Raw genomic sequence first — 18,234 nt, 5'->3', positions numbered from 1 at the left:
GCTGGCTGTCCGGGGAAATCCTGGATCAGCCGGCTTTTTATTTTTCAAGAGGGTTATCGGGCTGATCCATCCATTCGAGCAGGGAGCCATCGTAAACCGCTACTTCTTTTCTACCGAGGCTCGCAAGAACAAGAGCGTTCCATGTTGCCGCAATACCGCCTCCGCAGTAAGTAATCACTTTTTTTTCCGGATCGAGAGCTCCAGTCCTTTCGAAGATCTGCCTTAGTATTTCTGAAGAAGGAAGTGAGCCGCTTTCTTTGCTGGAAACATCTCCGAAAAAAACATTTTCGCTTCCAGGGATATGGCCTTTCCTTGGGTAATTATTGGTTTGTCCATGAAAATCAGCTTTGGAAAGACAGTTCATGAGCAGTATACTGCTGTCTGTTATTGCCTGTTCAACTTCTTTTTCTGTTGCATATAATTCAGAACGGTAGGACCCCTGAAATGTTCCTGTTTCCTGAGGCGTATGAAGTTCTGCGGTGACAGGTTTCTCTTCTTCCGTCCATTTTTTCCATCCCCCTGCGAGTACATATACTTGTTCGTGTCCGGAGAGGCGGAACTGCCACCAGAGTCTGGAGGCCCAGTCTGAAGCGTGGATCTCGTTACCAGCAGAAGAACCTCTGTCATAAATAACAACTGTAGAGCTGTTATTTACTCCGAAAGTACGTGCCTTCCTGACAAAATCTTTATGAGGCAGTGCAGTAAAAGGATAAGGAGCGTCTGGATCTGAAAAATCTTTCAGAAGATCCGCAAAAAGGGCCTTGGGAATATGGGATTTTTTATACGCTTCTTCTCCGGAAGTTATTTTAGGACCATCGCTCGAAGATTCTAGAAATACTGTTGCTTCCAAAATAATAACGTTACTATTGCTTAAGTTTTTATACAGCCAGTCCGTACTTACTAGTGGTGATTCAATCACTAAAAAAACCTCCTTATACATAGCGTGCAGTTGAAGCGAAGCTTTCTATTATAATCAACCACGTGCTTTACTCATATGGACACTTCGTGAAATTAAGCTGTATCTTCCAATAAATCTAAAATTAACTAATCTACTCAAACCGCTTATGCCTATTACTGCGGCTTTTAAAGTAAGGCTGTATATGTTGAACTTCATAATTCATTTCCGCTTCTGTAACCAGCCGCTTTCGTTTTCATGAGGACGCTTTCCGGGCGGGCCTCAGCTAATCCTTTCCTTCCTTTGGTCGGGCGGGAATGGATCTTCGACTCGACCTTATTCGCCCCGGAGTCCCCCCATGTCCACTCCAGCGGTCACTACTGTTATTCTGTTCTTCCGGCAGGAACGGTCGGCCGCTAAAAATGGTAACCTCCTTCTTTCTTTCGCTGAAGAAGACGGGTTTCAAGGTCACACATGCTATCTATACAGATATTAAGTTCAATTTATATACCTTGAAAATAAAGCAGGTAAGCGATGAACGTGCGTCTTCGTTTCCATGGGCGCGAGCAGGACAGCTGGAGCGAAGTTCCTTATACTAATCAATGACAGACTTGGTTCTTACGTAAAAAAGAGGAGTTGGTTTTCCGGCTTACGATTGCAGAAGACAGCTTCACTTAAAAAGCTGGTGGGGCAGGCTTAAAAGATAGAAGTTTTAAGCGTGAAATCAGCTTTCTTGTCACATGTAATTTATTTTCAACAAACGTGCGTAAGAACCACAGACTCCCTCGGTAAGATAGGTTTATCTCTCAAATACTCGCTCATTCGCAGGATGTTCCCCCTTTTCGATCGCACCTGACGGATAGATCAACGAAAGAAACGGAAGAGGAGGCGCTCCAAGACAGGCGGAAAGAAAGGAGGTCGCGAAAACTCCATTTTTTACCATATCCTGCACGTCTTCTCCACGCGGTCCCTGGAGGCTTTTCCTCCCATGTCTCAACGGGTCCATGCCCTCTCATTCCTTTGTCATGCCTGGCCAGGGGGTGGAGGCCGGTTTTGCTTTAACGACGGGTCCGGGCCCTTTGGTTTGTGGTATCCGGTCCTCCGTGCTTTCTTTTTCATCCTGCGAATAAGCCATGATTCGATGAGCCGACGGGACGATCACCCCCTAGACAGCAGACGGAAGCGGTCGGACTTTCTCTGAACAGTAGGGTTCTCCCCCTCTGGCGAGGGCCACGAGGATTCGTGCCAGCTTGCCCATCAGTTTCATGACCGACTTCATCTTTTTCATCTTTTTGCCCTGCACATTGACGTGGTGGAGGTGCCGGAAATCCGCGTTGTTTTTGATCAGGCTCAGCGTGGCCAGGTATAAACAGCGCCTCAGCCGGGACCTTCCACGTTTGGAGAGGACCACTTGTCCTTTCCATTTGCCGGAGCTCGCTTCGGCCAGGTGCAGGCCGGCATGACGTAAGAGCGCATTACCATGGGCAAAACCACGAATATCACCGGCTTCCCCCAGAATCCCCGCCAGGGAGAGATCGCTGATCCCATCGATGGCAAGGAAGGAGTGGCGGTAGGTCACGTGCTCCAGGGTGGCAGCCACCTCGTGTTCCACCCGTTCCAGCTGGGCCGTGACCAGGTCCCATTCTTCGAGCAGCTGGTCCAGGTGCAGGAGATACGCCTCCGGCGCCTGCGTGCTTCCCACGGACCGTTTCGCCACCGCAAGCAGCGTTTCCGCTTTCCGGTGGCCGGCGTGACGTTTCATCCCTGTTTTCCATCCGTGGATCACGTCCGCCACGTCCAGCTCCCGCAGTTGTTTCGGCATGGGGAACAGCCGCAGGGTAGCGATGGCCCCTTTGCTTTGGAGATCCTGAAAGACCTCCCGGAGTTCCGGGAAGACAATATCGACCCAGCGGTGCAGCTGATTGATGGTCGCAACGCGCCGTTTCACGAGCACCTCCCGGTTGGCCATGAGCACCCGGAGCGAGTCGAACGTTTCCGACGTGGGATGGATCTGGCTGTAATAGCCGTTTTTAACCATGTCGGCAATCACGAGGGCGTCTTTGGCATCGCTTTTGGACTGGGTATGATCCCGGTTTTCTTTATTCTTTTTGACCAGGTGGGGATTAACGGTGACAACATCGATCTGCCGGCCCTTCAGCCAGGCGGTCAGGTTCAGCCAGTAATGGCCGGTCGGCTCCATCCCGACGATTTCGGTCGTACAGCCGCTCGCTTCCTTCCACGCAGCGATCCTGTCGAGAAGCCGGGTAAACCCTTCCTCGTTGTTTTCAAAAGCCAACGGCTTACCAAAGGCGATGCCCCGGTAATTGACAGCACGTGCCACGTGGTGATGCTGGGCAATATCCACCCCGATAATCAGGTGGCTGGAAGAAATACGGGCAATCCGTTGATTTTGTTGGTCCTGCATTTTAAACTTCATAGTAAGGTCCCTCCTCAAGGTTTGGAATAGTAGAGTCGTGTCTCTATTCTTATCTTAGCGAGGGGCCCCTGTTTTTTCAAAGTGGAAATTAACACTCTACAGGAATGCTTTAACAAAGCCAAAATTAAAGAAAAAGACTATATATGATAAATAAGAAGATGAATTCCCTTTTTAAGTGTAAAAGTACCTTGTATTCAGTATAAAGGAATCACAGAATAATTTCCTGAACAGAGTTTTGAAGAAGAAAGGACTCATTTATTAATCAGGAACTGAATGATTAAATTTGGCGGGTAAAAATCAGAATGGTAAACTGATAAAAAGGTCACTATAATAGGATTTCTTTAATGATGAATTTCATAATAGAAGTTAATCATGTAAGAGTAGGACAGGTGACCTCCGCTGCAGAAGGACACTTTTCTGAGGGCTTGTCTTCAATCGACGTTTTTCCCTGTGGTCGTGCTTAAAGACGAACGTTAGGATAGAATTTTTTAAAACATCCGAATATTTGGCCTGAAAAAAGCACTTATGACGCTGGCTCCAATAAATGCTTTTTTTATGTTCGTTATTATACTAACTGAAAAACTTTGCTTCCGGTCTGTCGTGAAGGGGATCTCCGGGTGGGCATACGTCCTGCGGGATCTTTCAATCTCCTTCTTCCACTGGCGTCATATGTATGGTGGAGACGGCGGGAATCGAACCCCGCCCTGCGGGAACTATCAAACTCTTTCTTCCGCTGACGTCTGCTGTTTTCCACTTCGTTTTAATTTTCTAATACAGAAAACCCGCTGGTTACAGAATCGGAAACTTTATTATTAAGTTAAACATATGAATCAATTTCATAAGTCGCTGTAAGAAAGGGATTTCCGAACATGGTGAATGATTTCCACTTCAGACGGACGCTTTATCCCGCCGGAGCCGCCGTCTGCCGTTTCAATCATCCGATTTTATATACGAATAATCAAACTATAAATTGATAAAACATTCGTTAAAATAACTTGAAAAGTATAGTATGAAATTGATTCATATATATAAATTGAACTTAATATTTATAAAGATAGAATGTACGACCTCGAAAGCGGTCTTCACTATCAAAAAAAAGGGTGTTATCATTTTTAACGGCAGACCATACCTGCAGGAAGAACAAAAATGGAGAACATGCCGCTGGAGTGGACATGGGGCGATTCCGGGGCGAAAAAGGACGAGCCCCACCCCCACCCCTCCCGAGCGCAGGGAGGAAGGGATTAGCTGAGGCCGGCCCGCCCGGAAAGCGTTCCCATGAAAACGAAAGCGGCTGGTTACAGAAGCGGAAATGAATTATGAAGTTCAACATATATAGATCTTTTTTTCAAAGCAGCCTTAATAATAGCAATGCTCCTTTATGACTATAAAATGAAGAGCTGGGTATATCAAACAATCCTTCACAGAACTGAATAAAAAAGGATACAGGAGGAAGAGGATGGAAGAATTAGCAGAGAAACAGATGAATTTTCTTAAAAAGTACGCAGGTCTTCTATCAGAAGTGAGAGAGGCAGCCCATTACGCAGGAGAATGGTATATACAGGAACAGGAAGATGTTGCCGATCGTCTTTTGACTTCCATAAGCGCCGGCCTTCTTTCTTACAACCCTGGAAATATGACACTTCACTCTATTTTTTCCGATAATGAACAAGCTATGAAAAAGTTGGAGGAATTTTACAAGGCAGCTCTGGCAGCTTCTGAGATACAGATCTCGCAAGGGAACACGCAGGAACGAATGCATCTTCTTTATGAAGTTTTTCTGCCGGCGCTGGAAGCTTGGCAGAAAGAAGTGCAGTCAGCTCTGCAAAGAGGAGGAAATCATGCCACTCATTGATATGCCGCTCGAAAAACTGTATACCTATGAAGGAAGAACGCCGTGCCCGGCTGACTTTGACATCTACTGGGATCGAGCGCTGAAGGAACTGGACGAGACGAAAGCGGATGTGGAGATTAAACCATCCCTGTTCCAGGTTCCTTATGCGTCCTGCTATGATTTATATTTTACGGGAGTGAAAAAGGCGCGGATTCATGTAAAATACGTGCAGCCCCACAGGCCTCCGCAGGGGCACTCTCATTTCCCTGCAATGCTGGAATTTCATGGTTACAGTATGGATTCAGGAGACTGGAGTTCGAAGCTGGCTTATGCAGCCGCCGGATTTGCGGTCTTTTCCATGGATGTCAGAGGTCAGGGTGGTGCATCGGAAGATCCGGGTGGAGTGATAGGTAATACCCTGCAGGGGCACGTGACACGTGGGGTTCAGCAGGGGGAAGATGCTCTGTTTTTCCGAAACGTCTATTTAGATACCGTTCAGCTTGCCCGGCTTGTTATGGATATGGAGAAAATTAATGAAAGTCATGTGACGGCGACAGGCTGGTCCCAGGGTGGAGGCTTAACACTTGCGTGTGCGGCACTTGAACCGAGACTAAAGCAGATAGCACCGGTCTATCCTTTTCTCTCTGATTTTCTGCGTGTATGGGAAATGGATCTTGCGGAAGAAGCATACCAGGATCTTCGTCGCCACTTTCGCAGATATGATCCGACACATGCGCGAAAAGACGAATTTTTCCGGAGAATGGGCTACATTGATATTCAGCATTTAATGCCAAGGATCAGGGCAGAGGTACTTATGGGGACCGGACTGATGGATGCTGTCTGTCCTCCATCCACGCAGTTTGCTGCATTTAACAAAATAAAAGCACCGAAAGAAGCGGTGATTTTCCCGGATTTTGCTCACGAGCGGCTCCCTGGGCTGCACGATAGGATCTGGGAGTTCTTCGTTGAAAAATCATAAAAAATGAGTAAATGTGAGAAGTTATGGAAAAACTGTTTAAACGCTTACAATTCTTTCTTACGTGGTATAGCTGGTAGTGGGACATCTTATACTATGAAGGAGGAAATTTTATGGATCCGAAGAAACAGGCAGAACAAGGAGTCGAAAATGTATCCGAAGATAAGAAGCAGGAAATTTTAGAAGGCTTTCAAGGTTTTTTAAACTATCTGAACAAGCAGGTTAATCGAGGCGAGAAAATGGGCCTTGAAGAAGAGCAGCTTGCTAAAGGCGCAGAGCGCGTTGCAGAATATTTAAAGAATCATGAAGAGCCTCGTAACTCGGAAGAAAAACTTCTGCAGGAATTATGGAAGGCGGCGGATGAGGAAGAAAAGCGTCCAATTGCAAGAGCGCTTGTACGCCTTTCCAAAGAACAGTCCGACGATCAATAAATTACAGGAAAATCCCGCCCGGGTTAAATACGGGCGGGATTTTTTGTGGTGAAGGGCGGAAGAGAGAGTCCTTTAAAATCCGTAGAAAAACATAACCTCTGCCCTTTGAAGCGGAGTGAATGTTATTTTAACGAGTGGTCCAGGAAGCCCTTTCAGTTACTGCTCTTTTAAGATCATTGCACTCAAAGGTTCGACTTCCATAGTGAGGCGGCCGCTTTCAGCTTCAATTTTTTCTTCATCGTTCAGACTGCGAAACGAAGAAGCTCCAAACTCATTGAGAGTGACTGTCTGTTTATTTAAAGAACTGTTAATTACAATAACGAAACGATTGAATTCGTCCGTGCGCTCATAGGCGATAAACTTTTCTTGTTTTTCCGCTGATAAAAATCGAAATGTCCCGTCCCGAAGAGCTCTGTGATTTCGACGGAGGGAAATCAGCGTCTGATAAAAAGCAAATAGGTCCTGATCCTGGTAACGTTCCTCCCAGATCATCGGTTTGCGGCAGCCTGGATCCGGTCCGCCCTCCATACCGATTTCGTCTCCATAATATATGCACGGAGCTCCCGTGTACGTAAGCTGGAACAAAACGGCAAGTTTCATCCGTTGTTTGCTGCCCTCTGCGATCGTCAGCAGGCGGGGAGTATCATGAGAATCGAGCAGGTTGAAGGCTACTTCGTTTGCCTGTTTCGGATAGGCGATGAGCGTAGCATCGAGGCGGCTCATAAACGATTCTGCATCAATTTCATCTTTTATGAAAAAGTCGAGAATACTGTTTGTTACCGGGTAGTTCATCACAGCATCAAACTGATCTCCCATAAGCCAGGCCTGGGAGTTGTGCCATATTTCACCGAGGATATAGGCGTCGGGATTGGCCTGTTTCACCGTATCGCGGAATTCCCTCCAGAATCGGTGGTCCACTTCATTGGCTACGTCCAGCCTCCACCCGTCAACGCCGATATCTTCCACCCAGTAACGGGCTGCTTCAAGAAGGTAGGCTTTTACTTCCGGGTTTTCTGTATTCAGTTTCGGCATTTCTGCGACAAAACCGAACGTGTGATAATTTAAAGGATTCGTAGAAAGAGGGAGCTCTCTCGTATGGAACCATTTGCTGAATCGAGATTTTTCCCCGTGCTTTAAAACGTCCTGAAACGGAGGGAAGTAATAGCCGGAATGGTTAAATACCGCATCGAGCATGACGCGGATGCCTCTCTCGTGTGCGGCCTCAACAAGTTTTCTGGCTGTTTCATTATCGCCAAACTGGGGATCGACTTTCAAGTAATCGATCGTATCGTATTTGTGATTGGAATAGGCTTCGAAAAAAGGAGTGAAATAAATGCACGTAATACCAAGTTCCTCGAGGTAATCGAGATTATCGATGACTCCCTGCAGGTCGCCTCCGAAAAAATTCGTCCGTGTCGGAATTGATTCTGACGTCCACGGCTCGGCATGAGCGGGGGTCAGAGATGGATCTCCACTTGCGAACCGTTCCGGGAAAATCTGATAAAATACCGCATCTTTTACCCATTCCGGCGGGCGTTTTACGTCAATCGTATTGAGGAAAGGGTATTCGAACATCCCTGAGGGGGACCAGAGCATTCCTACGCCTGTAGAAAGCAGCTTTTCTTCATTAAAGCCGACTTCATTTAAATAAACAGTCCGGTTTCCTTTTTCAAATTTAAAAGCATAAGCAAACCGACGGAAAGGCGGCTTCACTTCTGCCTGATAATAATCAAACATCGTGTCCTGTGTGAAAATCGACATTTCTGTAACAGTAATCGTACTTTCCTGAAAATCGTACTTATCTCCCCAGACTACGGAAACGCGGTCCATGTCGCCGCGTTTCGTCCGCACGCGGATGTGGAGCGTTTCATCATCATAGGCATAGGCATACTGGGACTTAGGCTGGTGATAGACTGCTTCTAACAGCATGGTGGGTCCTCCTTCTGCGGAAGAGGATTGCAACCCCCTTCCGTTGATATTAAAATGAAGACAGGTGCATCAATTTCAACAATCGCTGCTGTATGTCAGCTTTCGAATTATATTGAGGAATCAGCCGAGGTTCCCTGCACAAATAAACAGCAAACTGCGCTCCGGTAAACAGTCCGTCTTCTTTTCCATATTAACCAGGGCGAAAGAGCTCACAGAGTCAAAATATAAACAGCTGAAAACTACTTCACAGTATAGCATGGCGGCCCATAAGCGTCTACGTGAAGGGAAGGAAGGCATAGGGGGAACGGGATATGAAGTCATTAATACGGTTTGATCCATTGTTTAAAGAAAAAGTCTGGGGGGGCGAAAAGCTGAAACAAGAGTTCGGCTATGATATCCCAAGCAGTAAAACCGGAGAATGCTGGGCGGTTTCCGGTCATGAAAATGGAGCCAGCCTCGTTTCAGACGGTGAGTTTGCAGGAAAAACGTTGAGAGAGCTGTGGAATGAAGAGCCAGAGCTGTTTGGGGAGGGCACGAACGGAGAATTTCCGCTCCTAGTTAAGCTGATTGATGCCAGGGATGACCTTTCTATTCAGGTCCACCCGGATAATGAATATGCCAGGAAAAACGAAGGTTATGCTTACGGTAAAACAGAGTGCTGGTATATTGTATCAGCGGATCCGGGCTCGCATTTAGTACTTGGTCATCATGCTGAAACAGAAGAAGAACTTGCAGGAATGGTGAGAGAAGAAAAATGGAACGATCTGTTTCGGTATGTTCCTATTAAAGCCGGTGATTTTGTTTACGTACCGAGCGGAACTGTTCATGCTATTGGGGCAGGTATTATGCTTCTCGAGGTGCAGCAGAGTTCCGATATTACCTATCGCTTTTACGATTACGACCGCCCGGATCAGGAAGGAAAACTGCGGGAACTGCACATAGAAGATTCTATTGCCTGTTCCATGGTTCCTCATGAGGATAAGACACCAAAACGAAAGGAATGGGCGGAGGAAGATGCTAAAGTAGCAGAATTAATCGATAACTCATATTTTTCTGTGAGACATGTCACGATAGATGGTTCATATATTCTTCGCAGGAGAGCTCCGTATCAGCTGATCACGATTTTAGAAGGAGAGGGAGAAGCTTCTTTTAACGGGACAGTTCAAGCTTTCCAAAAAGGGGAGCACCTGCTCGTACCCGCGGATACACCAGCGGTTCAGTGGAAAGGGAGTATGAAAATGATTGTGGCTGAACCGGGTCATGAAGCATAGCATAAGCCTTTCCGTTTCTGAAAAATCGAACATACCGAGGTAGAGCAATCCTTTAATAAAAGCATAGATTTTTCGGAAAAGCTACCTTGAAAATAAAGTATTTAAGCAATGAACGTGCGCTTTCGTTTCCATGGGGACGCTTTCCGGGCGGGCCGGAGTCGCCCCATGTCCACTACAGCTTATGGTAAAAAAGACAGAACAGGAGGTCTATCATTAATAAAGAAGACCTCTTCTGGATATCATTGATTCCACCTGTATAGATGGGGGATCCATTCCCAAAGAAAGCCACTTTCATGCCTCATGGTGCAAGGCTTCTGCATGAGCGTCTCTGTTAAAGTCTGTTATTGATATATAAGAAAACTTCGCTTCAACTCGGCAGGCCTGCCGTGGAGGAGCTTTACAGCTTCCTCGTGCTTCGCCCTGCGGGATCTTCCAATCTCCTTCTTCCACGGGCACGTTTCCGCTTCGTTTTGATTTCCCAATACATAAAGCCCGCTGGTTGAATCAAGAAGGTACTAAGGTAGAAGCCAGTGCCAAGGTGATTTTTCAAGACGCCTGCGGAAAAAGAAAGTGGGAAGATCCTCCCGGACGCAAGGGAGGGAGAGCTGAAGGCTTTCTCCGCGGCAGGCGAAGAAAAAAGAGCCGCAGGCAATCCAATAACAACACGGAGCTTTAACAGAGCCTTCGGAAAAGAACTTTTGAAACCGAAACTATAAAAAAACGGCACTGGAGAAAAATACTCCGGTGCCGCTTTTTATTTAGTATCCCGTATCAGCTTTCTTTCGCTGTAACGCCATTCTGCTTTGATTCTTCATGCTGTTTTTTAAGTTTTTTAATATCAATTCGAATAATAAGCGAAGCCGCCAGAGCCAGTACGAACATGCCAGTAAATATATACATAGTCAGTTCATAACTATTGGTAACTTCACGAAGCCAGGAAACTAGCAGAGGACCGACGAGTCCGGCAGCTGCCCATGCCGTTAAAATATAGCCGTGAATCGCTCCTAGCTCTTTTGTTCCAAAAATATCGCCGATGTAAGCGGGAATAGAGGCAAAACCTCCGCCATAACAGGTGATAATTAAGAATAAAACGGCCTGGAAAATAAGAGCCTGAGTTAAGTTTGGCAGCATGACAAACGATGCGATCTGAATAATGAAAAAGGCTGTATAGACGTTCGGGCGTCCGATGTAGTCAGAAATAGAAGCCCAGGCAAGTCGTCCTGCTCCATTGAAAAAGCCCATTATCCCTACGGTAGTTGCAGCCGCTGCAGCAGAGAGCCCGGCAATTTCCTGGGCCATCGGGGAAGCGACAGATAAGATAGCAATACCACATGTGACGTTAATAAAAAGCATGATCCAAAGAAGATAAAAACGTCTTGTTTTAATTGCTTCGTTGGCGCGGAGATAAGAAATATCCTCTGCAGGACCTTCTTCCCCGTTTTCCTGATCCTCACGCATACCTTTAGGCATCCAGCCTTCAGGAGGCTTGGATATATAAAGGGAAGAGCAGATCATGACGACGAAATAGACAGCTCCCAGAATATAGAAAGTCGAGGCAATCCCTACAGCTCCGATTAAACGCTGAATGACAGGGCTGGCAATCAGAGAGGCGAAACCAAAACCCATAATTGCAAGGCCGGTAGCCATCCCGCGACGGTCCGGAAACCATTTAACGAGCGAGGAAACAGGCGTTATGTATCCGACACCTAAACCAATACCGCCGAGAACACCGTAAAAAAAGTACAGAGTATATAATGATTCAATTTGAATTGCAAAGCCTGAGCCGATCATTCCGACTCCGAAAAACACAGATGCGACGAGCCCCGCTGCACGCGGCCCGTACTTTTCTACGAAATGTCCCATAAAAGCAGCAGAGAGCCCTAAAAATAAAATAGCAATACTGAATGTTAAAGAGATGCCTGACAGGCTCCATCCGAACGTTTCATTCAGCGGATTGGTGAATACGCTCCACGAATAAACAGAACCAATGGAAAGATGGATTCCTACTGCGGCCAGAGCAATAAGCCAGCGGTTTTTCGTTGCTTTTTCTGCCATAATGCTGCTCACTCCTTGATGTCATAAATTGCCCCTCTTTCTTTAATTTGAGAAAGAGGGGATAAGGGTTAGTTCCTCTCTTCACTTTCCGTTTCTTCACCCATACCTTCCAGAAAACGGATAAGAAGAGTCAGGGAACGGTTTACTTCAGGATCTTTCAGTTTCTTAAATAAATCGACGTAGCCGGTTGTAGCATCAGGTTCCGGATCGTCGGAAACCCGCTGCACCCCATTGTTCACTTTCAGTAATATCGGTTCGAGTTCTTTAATGTTCAATGTGCCGAGAGTTCCCATCAGCAGAAGAATATTTTTGATGGCGTTCGTGTTTTCAGCTTTGGAAGCTTCCGTCACGATGACATCAAGCACCTTGTCTCCTTCGGAAAACAGACCGTTTAAAAGACTCGTCACTCCGCTTTTATTAATATTATTCAGGAGCTCAATGGTGCTCAGCACTGACTCTTTATTGTCAATAAGCGCTGTTTGTATTTCTTCCAACGCTTCTTTACGGGCCTCTTCTTCGGAGACGGGAGCGATATTGATCTGGCGTGTTGGTTTAGCCATTCGTTTTTGCCCCTTTCCTTACAATGTCGCCGGGGAAGACATAGTCTTTACGTTTCCATTTTTCTTCAACCTGGACACCGATCTGCGGCTGCGGGTTTCCGTTTCTATGATTGATACGCGGAAGCGGGCTGTCTCCTTTCACTTTCAGTATTTCCATTTTTGCAGAAATTTCTTTGTACGCCGGCGTATCCGTATCTTTATCGGCATAGCTGCTTGTAAGGAGATTGATAGCTCCTTCTCCTGAATCGTTCATAGGGAGATATACTTCCTTACCTTTTACTCTGTCCGTTACAAGGCAGGAGACTTTTACAACACCGTATGGAGAAGTCAGCCTGACGAGTGTACCGCTCTCAAGACCGCGTTCTTCTGCAAGCTCGGGAGATACTTCAAGGAAATTCCCCGGTGTTTTACTTGTAATGCCATCAGACTTGTAAGTCATATTGCCTTCATGGAAATGTTCGAGCAGCCGGCCGTTGTTGACGTGAAGATCGTATTCATCGCCGTGTTCGAGAATCGGCGTCCAATCCACAGAGTAGAGTCTTGCTTTTCCATCCGGGAACGGAAATTCTTTCTCAAATAGAAGCGGTGTATCTGTTCCGTCCGCTTCCACAGGCCACTGCAGGCTGTTATACCCTTCCAGGCGTTCATAGGTGACTCCGGCAAACAAAGGAGTCAGAGAAGCTGCTTCCTCCATCACTTCACTAGGATGGGCATAATTCCACGAAGCACCCGCTTTGTTGGCAATATCCATAATAATTTTCCAATCCGGTTTGGAATCCCCAAGCGGTTCTAATGCCTGATACAGACGCTGGAAACGTCTTTCTGTATTCGTAAATGTACCGTCTTTTTCGAGACTCGGACTTGCCGGCAGGACGACGTCTGCAAACTCTGCTGTTTTGGAAAGGAAAATATCCTGTACAACAAAGAAATCAAGTTTTTCAAAAGCGGCGTGCACGTAGTTAATGTTGGAGTCGACAATTCCCATGTCTTCTCCTTTCAGGTACATTGCTTTTAACTTTCCGTCATGGATGGCATCGACCATCTGGTGGTTATTAAGGCCGATTTCTCCGGAAAGTTCGGTTCCCCATCCTTTTTCAAACTTGTGGCGGATCTTATCATCGGTAACCTTCTGGTAGCCAGGGAACGCGTTCGGCATGCTTCCGAAGTCGCTGGCGCCCTGAACATTATTGTGTCCTCGGAGCGGGTAGGTGCCTGCACCGGGTTTGCCGTAGTTGCCTGTAATGAGCATAAGGTTGGAAATTGCTGTACTTGTATCACTGCCGCCGACATGCTGGGTTACTCCCATTGCCCACAGGCTGCATACTGTGTCGGCTTCCGCGATCATTTCAGCTACGTTAATAATTTCTTCTCTTGTAAGACCGGTATTTTTTTCGGCATAATCCAGAGTGAATTTTTCGATAGTCTGCAGGTATTCTTCCATCCCGTTTACTTTTTCTGCAATAAATGAAGCATCGTGCAGATTATTGTCTACAATGTACTTTGTAACAGCTGAAAGCCAGACGAGATCGGAACCTGATTTAGGCTGGATGAAAACATCCGCCCGGGAAGCCATCTCATGCCGGCGGAGATCGGAAACAATCAGTTTCTGATTACGAAGCTTCTGAGAGCTCTTTACACGTGTAGCAAGCACAGGATGGGATTCGGCTGTGTTGGATCCGATTACCAGTACAAGCTCGGCTTCCTGAATGTCTGTAATGCTTCCGGAGTCGCCGCCGTGTCCGACAGTGCGGAAGAGACCTTCTGTCGCAGGTGTCTGGCAGTAACGGGAACAGTTATCCACGTTGTTTGTGCCGAAGACGCTCCGCGCAAGTTTCTGCATTAAGTAGGATTCTTCGTTTGTTGTTTTGGAAGAACTGATAAAACTCAGGGCATCTTTACCATGATCCCTGCTGATCCCCTGCATTTTGTTATTAATAAGTTCGTAGGCTTCTTCCCATTCAGCTTCGCGGAAAGCGTCACCTTCACGTATAAGCGGCTTTTTTAAACGCTGTTCGCTGTTAACAAAATCCCAGCCGAACTTCCCTTTTACACAGGTGGAAATGCCGTTTGCCGGTGCTTCTTCCTGAGGTTCGATTTTAAGTATTTCGCGGCCTTGTGTCCAGACGTCAAAACTGCACCCGACCCCGCAGTATGTACATACGGTTTTGGTTTTTTCGATTTTTGAATCTCTCATGGAAGCTTCCATATCAGAAATAGCAAGAATAGAACCGTAACCTGTTTCTACGTTTTTAGTAAGCTCGATCATCGGACGGAGGGTTTTCTGATCCATTCCGGTCATGTAACCGGCTTTTCCTTCCATTGATTTTTCCATCATTGCGTTACACGGGCAGACGGTGGAGCAGTGGCCGCAGGAAACGCAGGAAGATTCGTTAATCGCTACATCGTTATCCCAGATAACGCGCGGATGGGGACTGTTCCAGTCGATGGAGAGTGTTTCGGTAACCTGAACATCCTGACATGCTTCGACACAGCGCCCGCAGAGAATACACTGGTCAGGGTCGTATCGATAGTAGGGGTGGGATTCATCCTTTGGAGCAGGTTTTGGTTCGAAAGGTATGGATTGATGTTCAATTTTCATGTCTTTAACCGTATTATGGATTTCACAGCTGCCGTTATTATAATCACAGACAGTGCAGTAGAGCTCGTGATTATGAAGAATACGATCCATGGCAATGACCTGGGCATCTTTTACGTCCTGATGCTGAGTATCCACTTTCGTGCCTTTACTGATTTTTTTATCACAGGAACGAACAAGCTCGCCGTCAACTTCCACAATACATGTGTCACACGTTTTAATGGCACCAAGGCTTTTGTGGTAACAGATTTGAGGGACGTCTACATCACTTTCATTCAAATGATCCAGCACAGATTTTCCTTCGGTGGCTTTTGCAACCTTCCCGTTTACCTGAATGGAAACTTCACTACTCATCAATTCACCCTCTTTTTCTTTAAATTATTTGATTTTTTATTTTCTAGTAACTATGCCCCTCCTTTACAGGGTTAAAACTACATATTTGGAAAGGTTATAGGACTTATGTTAATGAAAGCATTTTGCACGGCTGCCTTGAAAATAAAGTTAGGAAGTTCCAATTTCATAGAAGACGATTTTAATCCATATGGTGCAGTGACCCTGCATGAGTGTCTCTTTAAAATTCAATTTTATTAAAGGAGCACGTTTATCTTTCCCTTTTCGGCATAGAAGCAGGTGCGGATTTCGTGGAAAAAGGGAAGGGCGTTGAAAAAGCCAAAAACCAGGCACCGTGTCCTGGTTTTTGGCTTTATTTATCAGTAGTTTGATGAAGAATGGAACGCAGGAGCATATCATCGGAATTGACGTTCTCGATATGATGGGAATCAACGGCTCCTTTAAATTCAGCAAGTGTCGCGTGCAGATCCCTGAGAGCGTCTGCCTGTTCATCCAGCTGTTCGGAAATATCGTATAGATCATCCTGTTTGATGATCGATTTTTCAAGTTTGGCGAGCCTGCGGATAACAACTTTTAAAAGTTCTATTTCCGTCATCAGCCGGCCCTCTTAAGTAAGAAACTCGTTAACGGCAGCAACCTCTTCAGAAGTCTCGAAACCGATCTCTTCTTCATCATATTCCGGTGTTCCGTCTGTGCTTATTTTATTCAGCTTTAAAAACGTGACGTGATCGGCAACGACATCCGGCACCCAAATCTGTTTATCTTCATTAACCAAGAGCTGGCGCATCTGCACGCGTCCCTTAACGGAAACAAGAGATCCGGTACCACAGTAGTCGGCGACTCTTTCAGCGAGTTTGTTCCAGGAGACAATTTGGACAAAATCTGTATCGTAACTGCCGTTTGTATTGCGGTAGGGCCGCCTTACAGCAAGGGTGAAGCGGGTGAGAGAGGATCCATTCTGGGTGGTAATTAACTGGGGTGTTTTTGCGATTCTTCCAATAAAAATAAACTGATTCAACATACGTAGATTCGCTCCTTTAGCGTTTGGATTTAGTAGTGTATTGTAGGGCTGCATTACCTGGTAGATAGAGTTACCCCAATCCTCCCTTCTGCGCTGAATGTGTATGTATCCGGACATAGCCGGTTATACCCGAAATAAGAATAAAATATCTCAAATGAGTAAAAATATGGATTATAGCGATATCTTTATTTAATATATACGGAACGATTAAATCTTAAATGAGTCTAAAGAACTAAAAAATGGAGGAGGGAGCAGCAGTTATTTAACAGAATTATCTGACTAATTAACATTGACGAAAGCGTTTTCCTATTGGTATATTGAATAAGAGGTTATCTTTTTCTATCAACTTTCGAAGGAAAGGGGAAACTCGTATGCTGGGAAGAGTAAAATGGTTTAATGCAGAAAAAGGGTTTGGATTTATTGAGGTGGAGGATGGGGAAGACATATTTGTTCATTACTCCGCTATAGATCAGGAAGGTTACAAATCGCTGGAAGAAGGTCAGGAAGTGGAATTCGATGTTGTTGAAGGTGCGCGTGGACCTCAAGCTTCCAACGTTATGAAAAAGTAAAACATTGTAATGAACGTCCCTTTTTAAAATTACCCGGGGGCGTTTTTATCTATTGGGCTTGCGGGGAAGGGAGGTTGACAGCCGCTTCCGAAAGCTCAGAATATTAATTTTTTATTAGAAAAATGAATGTTTCAGCAGGGATTTTCGAAGGGAACAGAGAATAATGTACGTATACCCGAAAGGAGTTGTTAGTCTATGAATTTCAACATTCGTGGCGAGAACATGGAAATTACTGATGCACTTAGAGATCATGTAGAAAAGAAGGTAAGCAAACTGGAGAGGTACTTCGAATCCACCCCTTCTTCTGATGTGCATGTGAAAATGAGTGTATTAAACAAAGAGCAGAAGGTCGAAATTACGATTCCAATGCCAAAACTCCTTCTTCGTGCAGAAGAAAAGCATAACGATATGTATGCGGCAGTAGACCTTGTTATTGAAAAGCTGGAACGCCAGATCCGTAAACATAAAACGAAAGTAAACCGCAAATACCGCGGAGATGACAGCTTAAAGTATATGTTTAAAAATGAACTGGAACCTTTGGCAGAAGAAGAATTTCCTGAAGAAGATTACGAAATTGTCCGTACGAAACGCTTTGACTTAAAACCGATGGATGCAGAAGAAGCGATTTTGCAGATGGATATGCTCGGGCACAACTTCTTCGTGTTCTCGAATTCAGTTAACGGAGATACAAATGTCGTTTATAAACGGCGCGACGGCCGGTACGGGCTGATCGAACCGGAATAAATATAATAATAAAAAGCCGCTGCGAAAAATCGCAGCGGCTTTTTAGAATGTTGATTAAGTCATCACTTCAGAATATTTATTCTAGTTGTTGTTTAGGTCTCTCCTTCACTTCCCGGAGGAAGCTTGCCGTGGGGCTTGTCTTCAGCTATTTTCCATGTCCGTGACATGGAAAAGGATCTTCTGACTGCGCTGATCCCACCGGCACCTCCTCCGAACGTTACGGAGGAAAAGAAATTTCTTTTTATGTAAGAAAACAGTTGGAAAAGCAGAGGTTTTTAAAATGGGAAACTTATTTTTAATTCCCCGCTGCAGCTGCAGGGGGCGACTCCGAGGCGATATAGGACGAGCCGAAGATCCATTTCTTCCAACACACAGGAGGAAGAAATTAGCTGAGGCCGGCCCGCCCGGAAAGCCTCCCCGGGAGGCGGAAGCGGCGAACCGTATACCTATACATATAAATACTTTATAAACAGCCTCAAAAGCCGGTGCGAAAAATCGCACCGGCTTTTTTAATTAGCTCTGTTAGTGTTTAGTGTTTTTATTAAAGAGCGCCTGCTGTGGAGAAAGC

The 18,234-nt window shown here is 45.8% G+C and carries 14 protein-coding genes; 6 read left to right on the top strand and 8 right to left on the bottom strand.

Annotated elements, in window-relative coordinates:
* Positions 1 to 37 precede the first annotated feature (37 nt).
* Together FTX54_RS14195 and FTX54_RS14190 are read right to left on the bottom strand one after the other, a co-directional pair.
* Positions 38 to 919, bottom strand: coding sequence for a sulfurtransferase (locus tag FTX54_RS14195; protein WP_246125623.1), 882 nt, complete (start codon positions 917 to 919; stop codon positions 38 to 40).
* A gap of 1,141 nt (positions 920 to 2,060) precedes the next feature.
* Positions 2,061 to 3,332 carry an IS110 family transposase gene (locus tag FTX54_RS14190; protein WP_338484666.1) on the bottom strand — a complete coding sequence of 424 codons (1,272 nt, stop codon included), beginning with the start codon at positions 3,330 to 3,332 and terminating at the stop codon, positions 2,061 to 2,063.
* 1,456 nt (positions 3,333 to 4,788) lie between these two features.
* On the opposite strand from FTX54_RS14190, the gene FTX54_RS14185 reads away from it, so the two are divergent.
* The 3 genes from FTX54_RS14185 to FTX54_RS14175 all read left to right on the top strand — a co-directional run bounded on the left by FTX54_RS14185 (position 4,789) and on the right by FTX54_RS14175 (position 6,570).
* The gene (locus FTX54_RS14185; RefSeq protein ID WP_147804384.1) at positions 4,789 to 5,184 is read left to right on the top strand and encodes a hypothetical protein; all 396 of its coding nucleotides are present in this window, start codon (positions 4,789 to 4,791) and stop codon (positions 5,182 to 5,184) included.
* Entirely contained in the window at positions 5,171 to 6,142 is a 972-nt protein-coding gene (locus FTX54_RS14180) for an alpha/beta fold hydrolase (RefSeq protein ID WP_147804383.1), read from the top strand. Before FTX54_RS14185 ends, FTX54_RS14180 begins: the two co-directional genes overlap by 14 nt.
* A 110-nt stretch (positions 6,143 to 6,252) precedes the next feature.
* Positions 6,253 to 6,570 (top strand): DUF3243 family protein, encoded by a 318-nt coding sequence (locus FTX54_RS14175; protein ID WP_147804382.1) that lies wholly within the window; start codon positions 6,253 to 6,255, stop codon positions 6,568 to 6,570.
* A 156-nt stretch (positions 6,571 to 6,726) separates the two neighbouring features.
* Here FTX54_RS14175 and FTX54_RS14170 read toward each other — a convergent pair whose 3' ends face one another.
* The gene (locus tag FTX54_RS14170; protein WP_147804381.1) at positions 6,727 to 8,499 is read right to left on the bottom strand and encodes an alpha-glycosidase; all 1,773 of its coding nucleotides are present in this window, start codon (positions 8,497 to 8,499) and stop codon (positions 6,727 to 6,729) included.
* Positions 8,500 to 8,810: 311 nt separating this feature from the next.
* Here FTX54_RS14170 and FTX54_RS14165 point away from each other — a divergent pair, with 311 nt between their 5' ends.
* On the top strand, positions 8,811 to 9,770 hold the full coding sequence (locus tag FTX54_RS14165) for a type I phosphomannose isomerase catalytic subunit (protein ID WP_147804380.1): 960 nt from the start codon (positions 8,811 to 8,813) through the stop codon (positions 9,768 to 9,770).
* Positions 9,771 to 10,541: 771 nt separating this feature from the next.
* Here the strand turns inward: FTX54_RS14165 and FTX54_RS14160 are convergent.
* From FTX54_RS14160 to FTX54_RS14140, 5 genes are all read right to left on the bottom strand, one after another.
* Positions 10,542 to 11,825, bottom strand: a complete 1,284-nt coding sequence (locus FTX54_RS14160; RefSeq protein ID WP_147804379.1) for an L-lactate MFS transporter — start codon at positions 11,823 to 11,825, stop codon at positions 10,542 to 10,544.
* Positions 11,826 to 11,893: 68 nt separating this feature from the next.
* On the bottom strand, positions 11,894 to 12,385 hold the full coding sequence (locus tag FTX54_RS14155; RefSeq protein ID WP_147804378.1) for a DUF1641 domain-containing protein: 492 nt from the start codon (positions 12,383 to 12,385) through the stop codon (positions 11,894 to 11,896).
* Positions 12,378 to 15,335 carry a formate dehydrogenase subunit alpha gene (gene fdhF / locus FTX54_RS14150; protein WP_147804377.1) on the bottom strand — a complete coding sequence of 986 codons (2,958 nt, stop codon included), beginning with the start codon at positions 15,333 to 15,335 and terminating at the stop codon, positions 12,378 to 12,380. Before fdhF ends, FTX54_RS14155 begins: the two co-directional genes overlap by 8 nt.
* A 349-nt stretch (positions 15,336 to 15,684) precedes the next feature.
* The gene (locus FTX54_RS14145; protein ID WP_147804376.1) at positions 15,685 to 15,927 is read right to left on the bottom strand and encodes a hypothetical protein; all 243 of its coding nucleotides are present in this window, start codon (positions 15,925 to 15,927) and stop codon (positions 15,685 to 15,687) included.
* Positions 15,928 to 15,939: 12 nt separating this feature from the next.
* On the bottom strand, positions 15,940 to 16,353 hold the full coding sequence (locus tag FTX54_RS14140) for a single-stranded DNA-binding protein (RefSeq protein WP_187254605.1): 414 nt from the start codon (positions 16,351 to 16,353) through the stop codon (positions 15,940 to 15,942).
* A gap of 371 nt (positions 16,354 to 16,724) precedes the next feature.
* Here FTX54_RS14140 and FTX54_RS14135 point away from each other — a divergent pair, with 371 nt between their 5' ends.
* Positions 16,725 to 16,922, top strand: a complete 198-nt coding sequence (locus FTX54_RS14135; protein ID WP_147804374.1) for a cold-shock protein — start codon at positions 16,725 to 16,727, stop codon at positions 16,920 to 16,922.
* Between the two features lie 195 nt (positions 16,923 to 17,117).
* Positions 17,118 to 17,666, top strand: a complete 549-nt coding sequence (gene hpf, locus FTX54_RS14130; protein ID WP_147804373.1) for a ribosome hibernation-promoting factor, HPF/YfiA family — start codon at positions 17,118 to 17,120, stop codon at positions 17,664 to 17,666.
* Positions 17,667 to 18,234: the final 568 nt, after the last annotated feature.

This window comes from Alkalicoccus halolimnae (assembly GCF_008014775.2).
Lineage (GTDB): Bacteria > Bacillota > Bacilli > Bacillales > Salisediminibacteriaceae > Alkalicoccus > Alkalicoccus halolimnae.
This window is presented reverse-complemented; position numbering and strand designations above follow the sequence as displayed.